Origin of the sequence: Nocardia miyunensis NBRC 108239 (genome assembly GCF_001613065.1) — a bacterium.
GTDB lineage: Bacteria > Actinomycetota > Actinomycetes > Mycobacteriales > Mycobacteriaceae > Nocardia > Nocardia miyunensis.
On the sequence record NZ_BDBQ01000039.1, the window covers coordinates 12180 to 25971 of the forward strand.

The window sequence follows — 13792 nt, forward strand, 5'->3', positions numbered from 1 at the left end:
CACGCAACTTCCGCTCTCGACCCGGCCAGCATGGAGCGAGTCTTCGAGCGACCGTTCGCGGCCGGCTCGCCGCTGAGCACTCGAAGCGCATGGGCGAAGCCCGAGTCTCGAGTGCTCAGCGGCGAGCCTTGGGGGCCGCGAACACGCCGGAGCGAAGCGGAGGCCAAAGATACCGAGGTGATCAGGATGGCCGAACGGCCACGCACACTGGCTGAGAAAGTCTGGGACGAGCACGTCGTAGCCCGCGGTGCGGGTGAGGGCGAGGCGCGTGAGCCCGACCTCATCTACATCGATCTGCACCTGGTGCACGAGGTGACCAGCCCGCAGGCTTTCGACGGGCTGCGGCAGGCCGGACGGCCGGTGCGCCGACCCGATCTCACCATCGCCACCGAGGACCACAACGTCCCCACCGTCGACATCGACAAGCCGATCGCGGACCCGACCTCGCGCACCCAGGTCGAGACATTGCGGCGCAACTGCGAGGAATTCGGCGTCCGGCTCTATCCGATGGGCGACATCGAACAGGGCATCGTGCACGTGGTCGGCCCGCAGCTGGGTCTGACCCAGCCCGGCACCACTGTCGTATGCGGTGATTCGCACACCTCCACGCATGGCGCGTTCGGCGCGCTGGCGATGGGTATCGGCACCAGCGAGGTCGAACACGTCCTGGCCACGCAGACGTTGTCGCTGCGGCCGTTCAAGACCATGGCGGTCAACGTCGACGGGCAGCTGCCCGCGGGTGTCACCAGCAAGGACGTCATTCTGGCGGTGATCGCGCAGATCGGCACCGGCGGTGGTCAGGGCTACGTCATCGAGTATCGCGGCGAGGCCGTGCGGTCGATGTCGATGGAAGCGCGGATGACCATGTGCAACATGTCCATCGAGGCGGGTGCGCGGGCGGGCATGGTGGCCCCCGACGAGACCACCTACGAATTCCTGAAGGGCCGTCCGCACGCGCCCCAGGGCGCGGACTGGGATGCGGCGGTGGCCGCCTGGGAGGCGCTGAAGACCGATCCGGACGCGGAATTCGACGCCGAGGTCCATATCGACGCATCCGCGCTGACCCCCTTCGTGACCTGGGGTACCAATCCGGGGCAGGGTGTCCCGCTGGGCGCGGCCGTGCCCGATCCGGCCGAAATGGCCGACGAGACCGCGCGCGAGACCGCCGAGAAGGCGTTGCGTTATATGGATTTGGAGCCCGGTACTCCGCTTCGGGATGTCGCTGTCGACACCGTATTCGTCGGTTCGTGCACCAATGGCCGGATCGAGGATCTGCGTGCGGTGGCGTCGGTGCTGGAGGGGCGTACGGTGGCCGCCGGGGTGCGCATGCTGATCGTCCCGGGTTCGATGCGCGTGCGCGCGCAGGCCGAATCCGAGGGCTTGGGTGAGATTTTCACCGCGGCGGGCGCGGAATGGCGTCAAGCCGGGTGTTCGATGTGCCTGGGCATGAATCCCGACCAGCTTTCTCCCGGCCAGCGCTGCGCATCGACCTCCAACCGCAATTTCGAGGGCAGGCAGGGCAAAGGATCGCGTACCCATCTGGTTTCGCCGCTGGTCGCGGCGGCCACCGCGGTGCGCGGAACCCTGTCCTCACCTGCGGACCTGAACTGACACACCCACATACTCAGGAGAACTCATGGAACCCTTCAAGGTGCACAAGGGGATCGGGGTGCCGCTGCGCCGGTCCAATGTCGATACCGACCAGATCATCCCGGCCGTCTATCTGAAGCGAGTCACACGTACGGGATTCGAGGACGGGCTGTTCGCGGCCTGGCGCTCGGATCCGACGTTCATTCTCAACGCCGAACCGTTCGACCGGGGCAGCGTGCTGGTCGCGGGCCCGGATTTCGGTACGGGATCCTCACGCGAACACGCCGTTTGGGCGTTGATGGATTACGGCTTCCGGGTGGTGATCTCCTCACGCTTCGGTGACATCTTCCGCGGCAACGCCGGTAAGGGCGGGCTGGTGGCGGCCCGCATGTCACAACATGATGTCGAATTGCTCTGGAAGTTGCTCGAGGAACGGCCCGGTCAGGAATTGATCGTCGACCTCGAGGCGCGCACGGTGGCGACCGGAACCGTCGTGTTGCCCTTCGAAATTGACGACTACACCAGGTGGCGTCTGCTCGAGGGCTTGGACGACATCGGCCTGACTCTTCGTCAGGAAGAGGCGATCGACCGGTTCGAAAAGGCAAGGCCAGGTTGGAAACCCACGACCATTCCGACGCCTAATTAGCGGGGCTAATCCGGCCCGGTCGTTAGCTGGAAGCCGCCAATCGCGGTAGCTGTGCGTGTGCCACACCACATGAAATTTGGCGTGGCACATAGACTCTTGCCCATTGAAGGTTTACCGTGGTACCTAGTCGGTCCGACGACGGGCCATTAGTCTGCGGAGGATTCAATGAACAAGGCGGAACTGATCGACGTTCTGACCGAAAAGTTGGGTACTGACAGGCGCACGGCCACTGCGGCAGTCGAGCAGATTGTCGACACGATCGTGCGCGCGGTGAACAAGGGCAACAGCGTCACCATCACCGGATTCGGTGTGTTCGAACAGCGCAAGCGCGCTGCACGGGTGGCGCGTAACCCTCGCACCGGTGAAACCGTCAAGGTCAAGCCCACTTCGGTCCCTGCATTCCGGCCGGGTGCACAGTTCAAGGCAATCATTGCCGGGAAGCAGAAGGTCGCGGCTCAGGGCCCGGCCGTGAAACGCGGTGTGGCAGCACCGGTGTCGGGTGCGGCGAAGAAGACCGCCGCCAAGAAGGCAGCGGCCAAGAAGACCGCCGCCGCCAAGAAGACCACGGCCGCCAAGAAGGCCGTGGCGAAGAAGACTGCCAGCAAGGCTCCGGCCAAGAAGGCCGCGGCGAAGAAGACGGTGGCCGCCAAGAAGACCACCGCCAAGAAGACCACGGCTGCCAAGGCTCCGGCCAAGAAGGCTACGGCGACCAAGGCCGCGGCGAAGAAGACCACGGCCGCCAAGAAGACCACGGCCAAGAAGACCGCAGCGAAGCGGACCGCTCGCCGCTGACGTCTTACGCGAATCGGCCCCGGCTCATCAGGCCGGGGCCGATTCGTATGTCGGTAGGGTCTTCGGTCACTTCTCGCGCGTCAGTGCGCGCGCAATGCTTTGTCGAGATGGTCGGCGGCGACCAACCGCCCGTCGGCCACCGACAACACCCAGGCACTGCCTTTGCGGTTACGCGCGGGAGGCAGTGTGACACCGTCGATTTCGGCCCAGGCGGCCAGCAGCGGCGGAATCACCTTGCCCTGACTGCAGATAACGCGCACGGTGTCCGGTGACACCAGTTCGCGGATCCGCCGCAGAGCCGCGTCCGGCGCTGTGGCATAAGCGGTTTCGGACATCGTCGGCTCGATGCCGATCTCGACGCCGAGTTCGTCCGCGAGTCCCTGGACGGTCTGCACACAGCGCAGGGGCGGAGCCGAGTAGACCTCGGTGGGCCCGAAGACGGCCAGATTCGGCGTCAGGTCCCGTGCCTGTATCTGCCCCTGTTTGTCCAGCGGTCGTTCGGAATCGGGGCCGGAGAAGCGGTTCCGATGACCGGCCTTGGCGTGCCGCACCAGCAGCAGGGTCGCGGTGTCCGGCGGGTACCGCAGGAAATTGCGGACGATGGTGCGGTCCATCGGATACGACAGTGCATCCATGACCCGGTCCATGCCGAGCCACCGCAACCGGTCCACCTCGGAATTGACGGTGAATTCACCGTCGTCGATCCGGGCGGACCAGTAGTCCACGCGCTTGAGTTTCCGGTGCCCGGTCACCGGATAGGTGACCTTGCCCAGATAGCGGCCCAGCCGGGTGCTCAGGCCGGTCTCCTCGGCCACCTCGCGCACCGCCGCGATCATCGAGGTCTCGCCCGGATCGAGTTTGCCCTTGGGCAGCGACCAGTCGTCGTACTTCGGGCGGTGCACCACCGCCACCTCGACCGTGCCGCCCGGCCGCCGGCGCCACACCACGGCGCCGGCGGCGAGGATGTTGGCGGTGACCCGGGGGTCGGGGTAAGGGACGGAGTCGGAATCCTGTGTCGCCGAACGGCTCACTGCTGATCCGGACGCCGCAGACGCATGAGGAATTCCTGATGATCGCGGACCTGCTCGCCGAGCTCGGCGACCTCCTCCGGGGTCGGACGAGCCTGCCAGGTCCCATCCGGTCGCAGTACCCAGCACCGCGTCGTCGGATACAGGGCCGAATCGAACATCACCGTCAGCTGCTCGCACAGCTTGGAGTCCTTGACCTGCGCCATGACCTCCACGCGCCGGTCCAGGTTGCGGTGCATCATGTCGGCGCTGCCGATCCAGTACTCGTCCTGAGCCTGGAAATGCATGACGCGGGAATGTTCCAGGAACCGCCCGAGGATCGAGCGCACCTGGATGTTCTCACTCATCCCGGTCACGCCCGGCCGCAGTCCGCAGATGCCGCGAACCACGATCTGCACCGGCACTCCGGCCTGTGATGCGCGGTACAGCGCGTCGATCACCTGCTCGTCGACGATCGCGTTGGCCTTCATACGGATTCGCGCGGGCAGACCCTGCTCGGCGAGCTCGACCTCGCGCTGGATCCGCTCGATGATCCCGGCCCGCACCCCGGTCGGGGCGACGAGCAGATTCCGGTAGGTGGCCTTGCGCGAGTATCCGGTCAGCGAATTGAACAGATCGGTCAGATCCGCGCCGATTTCCGGTGCGGCGGTGAGTAATCCAACGTCCTCGTACAGTCGCGCGGTCTTCGGGTTGTAGTTGCCCGTGCCGATGTGGCAGTACCGGCGGATCGTCGCGCCCTCGCGGCGGACCACCAGGCAGGTCTTGCAGTGCGTCTTGAGCCCGATCAGGCCGTAGACCACGTGCACGCCCGCCTGCTCCAGCGCCCGCGCCCATTTGATGTTGGCCTGCTCGTCGAAGCGGGCCTTGATCTCCACCAGGGCCACGACCTGCTTACCGGCCTCGGCGGCGTCGATGAGCGCGTTGACGATCGGGGAGTCGCCGGAGGTGCGGTACAGCGTCTGCTTGATCGCCAGCACTTGCGGATCGGCCGCGGCCTGTTCGATGAACCGCTGCACACTGGTGGAGAACGAGTCGTAGGGGTGGTGCACCAGCACGTCGCCCTCGCGCAGGGCGGCGAAAACGTTTCGGGGCGTTTCCCTTTCGCCGAACGCCGGTGGGGTGGTCGGCACGTAGGGGGCGTCCTTGAGCGCGGGGCGGTCCACCCCGTACACCTGCCACAGGCAGGACAGGTCCAGCAGGCCCGGCACCTGGATGACATCGCCCGGGTCGACGTCGAGTTCCCGCAGCAGCAGATCGAGCATGTGCTCGGTCATATCGTCGGAAACCTCCAGGCGCACCGGAGATCCGAAGCGTCGGCGGGCGAGCTCGCGTTCCAGGGCCTGCAGTAGATCCTCGTCGCGGTCCTCGTCCACCTCGAAGTCGGCGTTGCGGGTGATGCGGAACGAATGATGTTCCACCACATCCATTCCCGGGAACAGCTGGTCGAGGTGCGCCGCGATCAGATCTTCCATCGGCAGGAAGGCGGCCAGGCTGGACACGGCCGGATCACCCTCGCGCACTGCGGCATTGCGGCCCGGCGGGACGGGGGCGCTGCGGCGCACGCGCACGAAGCGATCCACGTTGTCGGGTACCTTCACCCGCGCGAAGTGCTCACCGCCGTTGTCGGAATCCTTAACCGTCACAGCGAGGTTGAGACTCAGGCCGCTGATGTAGGGGAAAGGGTGGGCGGGGTCGACGGCCAGCGGGGTCAGCACCGGGAAGACCTGATCCTGGAAGTAGCCGGACAGGCGGCGGCGCTCGTCGTCGTCCAGATCGGACCAGCCGATGATGGCGATGCCCTGTTCGACGAGTGCGGGCTGCACATCGTCCAGGAATACGCGGGCGTGCCGGGAGGCGAGCTCCTGGGTTGCGGCCGCGATCAGCTCCAGCTGCTCGGTGGGTGACAGGCCGTCGGCCGAGCGCACCGAGAGTCCTGCCGTGGCGCGGCGTTTGAGCCCGGCCACGCGGACCATGTAGAACTCGTCGAGGTTCGAGGCGAAGATCGCCAGGAATTTCGCGCGCTCCAGCAACGGTTCGGAATGATCCTCGGCCAGCGCCAGCACCCGCGCGTTGAAGTCCAGCCAGCTCAGTTCCCGGTTGAGGTAGCGATCCGCGGGCAACTGCGAAACAGTCGTACTCCCGGGAGGCGGTGCGGCGGCCGGCGGCGCCGCCGGCAACCGGGGCTGCTGCTGCTGGACGATTTCTGTATCACTCACACCATCACCTCGCTGCGCTCGGTCGTAACCCGCTCGGCGCAGGCAGTGCTGCTCGTTCGCTCGCAGGCTCGATCACACTCACGATCATCCCTCATATTCGAGTGGCACCGCGACCGGCACCGCTGGCTGCCGACCTCCGACGCAGGTCTGGCGATCATCTAGCACACATATGACCCGCGCCGCACCTCCGCATGAGATCCGTGTGAACATGCTGCGGCCACCCGATGTCGCGCAGCAGCGCGGTCGTGGCCGGGCCGAGACCGAGCGTCACCGCGGCCCGCAGGTCCGCGGGTGTGTCCACGTCCAGGCGCAGTCCGGGCCAGTCGCCGTCGAGACTCTTCGCGCCCGAGTCGATATGGCGCCGAGCCGAATCCGTGCCGAACAGCGGTGACAACGCAGCGCGCCCGTCGCGCACCAGTAGGGCGGCGGTGCCCTGCCCCGTGTGGTCGGCGACCAGGGCGCGTCCGGTCGCGGGGGCGGCGGCCAGCATATCGGTCAACTCGCTCGCGCGCAGGGCGGGCAGATCGGCCTGTAGCGCAAGCAGATCCACCGCACCGTGCCGATCGCGCACCGCCTCGGCCGCGTCGGCGAGGGCGGCATTGAGCCCGTCGGCGGCCGCCCCCGGATCGGGATGGGTAGCCGCGCCGAGTGCGTGCACCGCCGCTGCCACACCGGAATCCGGGGTGACGACGGTGACCGAGCCGATACCCGCGGCCAGGGCCGCGTGCACGGTGTCCGACAGCATGGCCAGCACCAGACGCGACCGATCGGCGGGCGGCAACACTTCGGCGAGTCGGCTCTTGGCACGCTCGAGGTTCTTCACCGCGATCACGGCGTGGACGGCATCCGGACGCATCCGCCCATCGTTGCATGTCCGGCATTGTGGCGGGGCTCATGACCACCGGTATTGCGACGCGAATCCGGGAACGAATGGCAATATCGGTCTGGTGACTAGGGCGGCAGTGATGGGTGCGGGATCGTGGGGTACCGCATTCGCGAAGGTGTTGGACGACGCGGGCACCGAGGTGACGATGTGGGCCCGGCGGCCCGAGGTGGCCCACATGCTGGCCACCGAGCATCGCAATCCGGACTATCTGCCCGACGTGCGGCTGAACGGGGTGCGAGCCACCGACGACTATCGGGCCGCCCTCGATGGCGCGCAGATCGTCGTCCTGGCCGTCCCATCCCAGTCATTGCGCGGCAATCTGGCGAACTGGCTGCCCTCGATCCCGGCCGACGCCACACTGCTGAGTCTGGCCAAGGGCATCGAGACCGGCACGCTGCTGCGGATGAGCGAGGTGATCGCGGAGGTCACCGGCGCGGATCCCGGCCGGATCGCGGTGCTGTCCGGGCCGAACCTGGCCCGCGAGATCGCCGCCGAGCAGCCCGCCGCGTCAGTGGTGGCCTGCGGGGACGAGGCCCGAGCACAGGCCGTGCAGCACTCGTGCGCCACCGGATACTTCCGGCCCTACACCAACACCGATGTGGTCGGCTGCGAGATCGGCGGCGCCTGCAAGAATGTCATCGCGCTGGCCTGCGGTATCGCCTCGGGAATGGGCCTGGGCGATAACACCGTCGCCAGCCTGATCACCCGGGGGCTGGCCGAGATCATCCGTCTCGGCGTCGCGCTGGGCGCGAATCCGGTGACCCTCGCCGGACTGGCCGGAGTCGGCGATCTGGTCGCCACCTGCACCTCGCCGCTCTCGCGCAACCGGTCGTTCGGGCACGTGCTCGGTACCGGCGGGTCCATGGAGGCCGCGCAACAGGCCACCCATGGTCAGGTGGCCGAGGGCGTCAAATCGTGCACCTCGATCCGGGCGCTGGCCGAGCGGCACGGGGTGGAGATGCCGTTGACGACCTCGGTGCATCAGGTGTGTCATGAGGGACTCTCGGTTGCCGACGCCGTCGGCAGGCTGCTCGGGCGGTCGATGAAGCCGGAATGATTGAATCCGCGCAGTCCGGGTACGGTTTCGGACATGACTGAGTCGATGGCGGCGGGCGCGGGCCCCTCCGTGGTTACGCAAGCTGCCGCCTCCGGGCCTGACCGCGCCCACCGCGGGTCGATGGCGGCGGGCGCGGGCCCCTCCGTGGTTACGCAAGCTGCCGCCTCCGGGCCTGACCGCGCCCACCGCGGCCGGATTCGGGTAGGAGTCGTCTTCGGCGGCCGCAGCAACGAGCATGCGGTGTCCTGCGTGTCGGCGGGTTTCGTGCTGCGCAATCTGGACCCCGAACGCTACGAGGCCGTGCCGGTCGGCATCACCCGGGACGGAACCTGGGTGCTGAGCGGATCCGAGGCCGGGACGCTCGCCATCGCCGACCGCACACTGCCCTCGGTGGACCGATCGGGTACCGAACTGGTGCTCGCGGCCGACCCGACCCGCGGCGGGAGTCTGCTGCCGCTCGACGGTTCGGCGGGTGGGCCCGCCGCGCTCGAGGTGGTGTTCCCGGTGCTGCACGGCGCGTTCGGCGAGGACGGCACCGTGCAGGGGCTGCTGGAGATGGCGGGTCTGCCGTACGTCGGGCCCGGCGTGCTGGCCAGTGCCACCGGGATGGACAAGGAGTTCATGAAGAAACTCTTTGCCGCCGAGGGCATTCCGGTCGGTGACCATGTGGTGCTGCGCCCCGGGACGGCCACCGTGAGCGAGGCGGACCGCGAGCGCCTGGGACTTCCGGTGTTCGTCAAGCCCGCTCGCGGCGGATCCTCCATCGGCATCACGAAGGTGGACGGCTGGGATCGGCTGGACGAGGCGATCGCCGTTGCGCGCCAGCATGATCCGAAGGTGATCGTCGAGGCCGCCATCAGCGGGCGCGAAGTCGAATGCGGCGTACTGGAATTCCCGGATGGCCGGGTGGAAGCCAGTGTGCCCGCGGAGATCCGGATGCCGGAGCTGAGCTCGGACGCGCCGGACTTCTACGACTTCGACACCAAATACCTCGACGACGTGTGCGAGTTCGACATCCCGGCGAAGCTGAACGACGATGTGGCCCTGGAGATCCGGGAGCTCGCGGTACGGGCGTTCCGCGCGCTGGACTGCCAGGGGCTGGCTCGCGTCGACTTCTTCATCACCGAGCAGGGCCCGGTGATCAACGAGATCAACACCATGCCCGGTATGACCGCCATCTCGATGTACCCGCGGATGTGGGAGGCCACGGGCATCGACAACGGCGCTCTGATCAGCACGCTCGTCGATACCGCGCTGGCTCGCGGCACCGGGCTGCGCTGAGTCCGAACCAGGACGTGTCGGTTCGGATGTGCCGTCGGGCACAGGAACCGCGCCGCGCTGTCCGCTCGATGGATGGCGTGATCGGGCCATCTCCAGCCCGAGCGTGATGTGCGCCGAGATGGCGCATATGGGTCGTCTCGGACTGCTCGTGCGTGATGTGGCGACGTCGGGTCCCGTCGTCTCGGGCCGGGTGTCGCGTCGCCGGTTTCGCGCCCCCGGTTGCCGGTACCCTCGGGCCGGTGCTGTTCGCGATGACTATCCCGGGGCTGGTGGTGCTGATCACCGTCATCTCCTGTGGCGACGTGCTGTACCGAAGGCTGACCGGACGCACCGCGCTGCCGTGGATGCGCGGATCGGGCGGTCCGGGCGCCGCCGCTATCGGGCTGGAGCAACTCGACGCGGTGTTCGGTGCGGGCAAGCAGGTCGAATTCGAACAGCGTCGGGTGGTGCTCATGCACCGGGAGAATCCGGGTGACGCTGTGCCCGGCGGCCTCGGCGTCGACCTGAGCACGGGCCGGGTCACGTTCCGCCGGCCCGGGTGAGATCTAGTGCGGGATCGGCGCGGGATCGATCGGGCGGGCGGGTAGCACCTTGCTGACCGCGTTCGAAATGTCTTGTAGCGGAGTGGGTCCGGCCTTGTCGGGCATGGTGACGGCGATGTAGGTGCCGCGGTCGACGACGTACCAGGTGCCCGAGGTGACGCCACTGGTCGGATCGCGCACCTCGAACCAGTTGACGCCGTTGATCACCTGCAGCGCGGCGGATTGGACGAATTCCGCCGGACGATCCAGGCCGCAGCGCAGCACGATCGGATCGCCGCCGTCGGGCAGCTGCCAGCCGACGGTCCCGGGCGGTGCGGGCTGGGCCAGATCCGCCTTGGTGTACCCGCCCAGGCTCGACGGCAGTGCCGGTAGCAGCGTGGTGCACACCTGACCCGTGGCCTGCGGTTGCGGGACCGATCCCAGTGCGAGCGGCTCGCGCGTCGGGTGCTGCCGCGCGAACACCGCGATGGCCAGGACGACGACGATCAGCACGACCGGCAGTGCCACGGCCGTCGCGATGAGCGCCGGTGAGCGCCGGGTGTCCTCCGGCTCGACGCTGTAGCGGTCTCCGGTCCGGGCGGCGGCGTCCGAGTCGGCGCTACCCGAGGGCTTCGAGCCGGATTCGGTGGCATCCGGGCTGTCGGAGCCGGATTTCGTGGAATCGGACGCCGACGCGTCCGGCCGTTCCCTCTCGCTGCTCATCCCGGAGATCTTCTCCACTCGTCTCTGCGCCCGATCCTGGCTGGTGGTCGTTGGTTTCGGATCCGAGGGTAGCGTCGCGGGAGCCGGTTGCTCCCGGCGCGGTTCGTGAAAGGAGACGGCCATCACTGACACCAGCCCGCGAACGGTGCGTGAACTGGGCGAGTTCGGGCTCATCGCGCGGATGAACGCCGGGCGCGAACAGGTTCCGGCCGTCCTGCTCGGCCCGGGCGACGACGCCGCGGTGCTCGCGGCGCCGGACGGGCGATTCGCGGTCAGCACCGACATGTTGGTACAGGACCGGCACTTCCGGCTGGACTGGTCGAGCCCGTGCGACATCGGGGCCAAGGCGATCGCGCAGAACGCCGCCGACGTGGTGGCGATGGGGGCCGCGCCGAGCGCGTTCGTGGTGTCCTTCGGCTGCCCGGCCGACACCCCGGTGGCCTTCGTGGACGGCTTCACCGAGGGGATGTGGGCCGAGGCCGGCCGGGTGGGCGCCTCGATCGCCGGTGGTGACGTGGTGCGGGCGCCGATATTGATCATCTCGGTGACCGCGTTCGGCGATCCGCGTCGCGCGCCCGTGCTGCTGTCCGGTGCCAAGCCCGGCGACCTGGTCGCGGTCGCCGGACGGCTCGGCTGGTCGGCGGCCGGACTGGCCGTGTTGAGCGCGGGCCTGGACCCGGGCCGGTTCCCGGGTGCGGTTGCCGCGCACCGGGTTCCGCGACCGCCCTATCACGCCGTGCTGGACCTGCCGGACGACGCGGCGATCACCTCCCTCACGGACGTCTCCGACGGGCTGCTCGCCGATTTCGGGCATATCGCCGAATCCTCCTGCGTCGCCATCGATCTCGACACCGCCGCGCTGGGTGACGAGGACCTCGATCCGGTCGCCCGTGCGCTCGGCGCGAATCCGCTGGAGTGGATCCTCACCGGCGGCGAGGATCACGCCTTCGCGGCCACATTTGGTGCGGGACAAGCACTTCCGGCCGGATGGACCCGTATCGGGCGGGTCGCGGACGGCTCGGGAGTCACCGTCGACGGCGCGCGCTGGTCCGGACCGGGCGGTTGGGAATCCTTCTCGGAAGGTAGGTGACCGGTCGCGGTGAATCGGGCCACACTAAGTTTGTCCGACATGGGTGCGAAACCACTGTCGGAGATCATTGATTCGGGCTGGGCCGAGGCATTGGCGCCGGTGGCCGACCGAATTGCGGCCATGGGTGAATTCCTGCGCGCGGAGAACAACGCCGGACGCGGCTACCTGCCGAAGGGCGAGAACGTGCTGCGCGCGTTCCAGCGTCCACTGGACAAGGTGCGGGTGCTGATCGTCGGCCAGGATCCCTATCCGACGCCGGGACATGCGATGGGCCTGAGCTTTTCGGTCGCACCCGATGTCTCGCCGGTGCCGCGCAGCCTGGCCAACATATTCTCCGAGTACTCCCGGGATCTGGGATTTCCGACGCCGTCCTGCGGTGACCTGTCGCCGTGGTCGGATCAGGGTGTGCTGATGCTCAACAGGGTGCTCACCGTCTCGCCCGGTCAGCCCGCCTCGCATCGCGGCAAGGGCTGGGAAGCGGTGACCGAGCAGGCGATTCGCGCGCTCGTGGCGCGTGAGCAGCCGCTGGTGGCGATTCTGTGGGGCCGGGATGCGTCCACCCTCAAGCCGATGCTCGGCGCGGTGCCGTCCATCGAATCGGCCCATCCCTCACCGCTGTCGGCCTCCCGTGGATTCTTCGGATCCCAGCCGTTCTCCCGTACCAACGAATTGCTCGGTACATTGGGGGCCGCCCCGGTCGACTGGCGCCTGCCGTGACCGGGTGTTCTAACTCATCACAGTAGGAGCAGATGCATGCAGATCAAGTCCGTGCGCGGTGCCATCGTGACCGTCGCTGCCGGTGCGGCCATCCTGGGGGCGCCGGTTGCGGCAGCACAGGCCAAGACCATTCCGCTGGAGCAGGTTCCGGCCGCACCCGCGAATCCTGAGCAGGCCGCGCCGGTGCTGGCGCTGTACGACCCGCAGACGGGTTCCGCCTCGCTGTCGTCGAATGTGAACGCGTTCGGCCTGTGCGCCCTCCAGAGCATCAGCGCGAATGTGCAGTGCCTGGGCGGCGGTAGGTAATTCCGGTCGGTAGCGCCGCGCCCCCCGGTGCGGGTCCGCCCTAGCGGGCCGGGGCCGCATCGGCTGGGCGCAGCATCCGGACTTCGATACTGGGGGAGAAGCGTTCGACTCGTCGAGCGCCGTCGAGTTCGAAACCGTACTTGCGATAGAAGCTCTGAGCGCGGGGATTCTCCTCGAACACCCACAGGAAGGTATCCCTGCGGGTGTCCAGGACTTCGCGCATCAGATCGTGTGCGAGTCCGGTGCCGTACCACGCGGCCCGGACGTACATCGCGGACAATTCCCGTTCGGCGGGCGTGTCGCCGGTTTTGTCGATCGCGCGGATGCCGGCGAAGCCGACGACCGCGTCGTCGACGAGGGCGACGCGTATCGCATCCGGGGGCCGCGTCGCGGCCCGGATGCGTTCCCACTGTTCGGCCCGGCGTTCGATGTCGAAGGCGTCCAGGACGTGGTCCGGGATCAGCCCCCGATAGGCCTCACGCCAGCAGCCGATATGGCATTCGGCGAGGCTGTGGCAGTGTTCGGCGCGCAGCGGGGTGACGTGCCAGGTGTGGTCGGATGTCATCTCGGCACCTGTGTGTAAACGACGACACCCCGGACCACCCTCATCGGGTGCCGGGGCGTCGACGAACGGTTCGTGCAGCTCAGCCGCGAACGACCTTGCCCGCCTTCAGGCAGGAGGTGCAGACGTTCATACGGCGGGTGTTGCCGGGGGCAACCTGCGCGCGAACGGTCTGGATGTTCGGGTTCCAGCGACGGTTGGTGCGCCGGTGCGAGTGCGAAACCGACTTACCGAAGCCGGGGCCCTTGGCGCAGACGTCGCAGACGGCAGCCATAGTCGCGAGCTCCTTCATGTCATGTTCGGATTGCTGTCATCGCAGACAGCCGATCCGGAAACGTATCGTCCAATGCCTGCCGACGAGGGCGTCGGCGACGCGA

15 protein-coding genes are annotated in these 13792 nt (G+C 67.9%); 9 read left to right on the top strand and 6 right to left on the bottom strand.

Annotation, left to right across the window (positions count from 1 at the left end; genetic code table 11):
• Positions 1-186: 186 nt before the first annotated feature.
• The 3 genes from leuC to NM2_RS16450 all read left to right on the top strand — a co-directional run bounded on the left by leuC (position 187) and on the right by NM2_RS16450 (position 3028).
• Positions 187-1611, top strand: coding sequence for a 3-isopropylmalate dehydratase large subunit (leuC, locus tag NM2_RS16440; protein ID WP_439956880.1), 1425 nt, complete (start codon positions 187-189; stop codon positions 1609-1611).
• Positions 1612-1636: 25 nt separating this feature from the next.
• Positions 1637-2236 carry a 3-isopropylmalate dehydratase small subunit gene (leuD, locus tag NM2_RS16445; RefSeq protein WP_067669477.1) on the top strand — a complete coding sequence of 200 codons (600 nt, stop codon included), beginning with the start codon at positions 1637-1639 and terminating at the stop codon, positions 2234-2236.
• A 165-nt stretch (positions 2237-2401) separates the two neighbouring features.
• Positions 2402-3028: an HU family DNA-binding protein gene (locus NM2_RS16450; protein ID WP_067669479.1), complete on the top strand. Its 627-nt coding sequence runs from the start codon at positions 2402-2404 to the stop codon at positions 3026-3028.
• Between the two features lie 80 nt (positions 3029-3108).
• Here NM2_RS16450 and NM2_RS16455 read toward each other — a convergent pair whose 3' ends face one another.
• The 3 genes from NM2_RS16455 to cofC form a co-directional block, all read right to left on the bottom strand.
• Positions 3109-4059 carry an NUDIX hydrolase gene (locus NM2_RS16455; RefSeq protein ID WP_067669481.1) on the bottom strand — a complete coding sequence of 317 codons (951 nt, stop codon included), beginning with the start codon at positions 4057-4059 and terminating at the stop codon, positions 3109-3111.
• Positions 4056-6272: an RNA degradosome polyphosphate kinase gene (locus tag NM2_RS16460; RefSeq protein WP_067669483.1), complete on the bottom strand. Its 2217-nt coding sequence runs from the start codon at positions 6270-6272 to the stop codon at positions 4056-4058. The genes NM2_RS16455 and NM2_RS16460 overlap by 4 nt, the downstream gene beginning before the upstream one ends.
• A 154-nt stretch (positions 6273-6426) precedes the next feature.
• Entirely contained in the window at positions 6427-7128 is a 702-nt protein-coding gene (gene cofC, locus NM2_RS16465) for a 2-phospho-L-lactate guanylyltransferase (protein ID WP_067669485.1), read from the bottom strand.
• A gap of 91 nt (positions 7129-7219) precedes the next feature.
• Here cofC and NM2_RS16470 point away from each other — a divergent pair, with 91 nt between their 5' ends.
• The 3 genes from NM2_RS16470 (at position 7220) to NM2_RS16480 (ending at position 10038) form a co-directional block, all read left to right on the top strand.
• Positions 7220-8215 carry an NAD(P)H-dependent glycerol-3-phosphate dehydrogenase gene (locus NM2_RS16470; RefSeq protein ID WP_067669487.1) on the top strand — a complete coding sequence of 332 codons (996 nt, stop codon included), beginning with the start codon at positions 7220-7222 and terminating at the stop codon, positions 8213-8215.
• 33 nt (positions 8216-8248) lie between these two features.
• Positions 8249-9496, top strand: coding sequence for a D-alanine--D-alanine ligase family protein (locus tag NM2_RS16475; protein ID WP_281182445.1), 1248 nt, complete (start codon positions 8249-8251; stop codon positions 9494-9496).
• Positions 9497-9735: 239 nt separating this feature from the next.
• A complete protein-coding gene (locus NM2_RS16480; protein WP_245718064.1) occupies positions 9736-10038 on the top strand; it encodes a DUF6191 domain-containing protein in 303 nt (100 codons plus the stop codon).
• 3 nt (positions 10039-10041) lie between these two features.
• Here the strand turns inward: NM2_RS16480 and NM2_RS16485 are convergent, their stop codons facing one another.
• Positions 10042-10740 carry a DUF3515 domain-containing protein gene (locus NM2_RS16485; protein ID WP_067669679.1) on the bottom strand — a complete coding sequence of 233 codons (699 nt, stop codon included), beginning with the start codon at positions 10738-10740 and terminating at the stop codon, positions 10042-10044.
• Between the two features lie 121 nt (positions 10741-10861).
• On the opposite strand from NM2_RS16485, the gene NM2_RS16490 reads away from it, so the two are divergent.
• The 3 genes from NM2_RS16490 to NM2_RS16500 are packed head-to-tail and all read left to right on the top strand — an operon-like array spanning position 10862 to position 12853.
• Complete coding sequence (locus tag NM2_RS16490; protein ID WP_084531085.1) at positions 10862-11830, top strand: thiamine-phosphate kinase; 969 nt, start codon at positions 10862-10864, stop codon at positions 11828-11830.
• A 39-nt stretch (positions 11831-11869) separates the two neighbouring features.
• Positions 11870-12547, top strand: coding sequence for a uracil-DNA glycosylase (locus NM2_RS16495; protein WP_067669491.1), 678 nt, complete (start codon positions 11870-11872; stop codon positions 12545-12547).
• 36 nt (positions 12548-12583) lie between these two features.
• Complete coding sequence (locus NM2_RS16500; RefSeq protein ID WP_067669493.1) at positions 12584-12853, top strand: hypothetical protein; 270 nt, start codon at positions 12584-12586, stop codon at positions 12851-12853.
• A gap of 40 nt (positions 12854-12893) precedes the next feature.
• Here NM2_RS16500 and NM2_RS16505 read toward each other — a convergent pair whose 3' ends face one another.
• Together NM2_RS16505 and rpmB are read right to left on the bottom strand one after the other, a co-directional pair.
• The gene (locus NM2_RS16505) at positions 12894-13418 is read right to left on the bottom strand and encodes a GNAT family N-acetyltransferase (RefSeq protein ID WP_067669495.1); all 525 of its coding nucleotides are present in this window, start codon (positions 13416-13418) and stop codon (positions 12894-12896) included.
• Positions 13419-13497: 79 nt separating this feature from the next.
• Entirely contained in the window at positions 13498-13689 is a 192-nt protein-coding gene (gene rpmB, locus NM2_RS16510) for a 50S ribosomal protein L28 (RefSeq protein ID WP_011210730.1), read from the bottom strand.
• Positions 13690-13792: the final 103 nt, after the last annotated feature.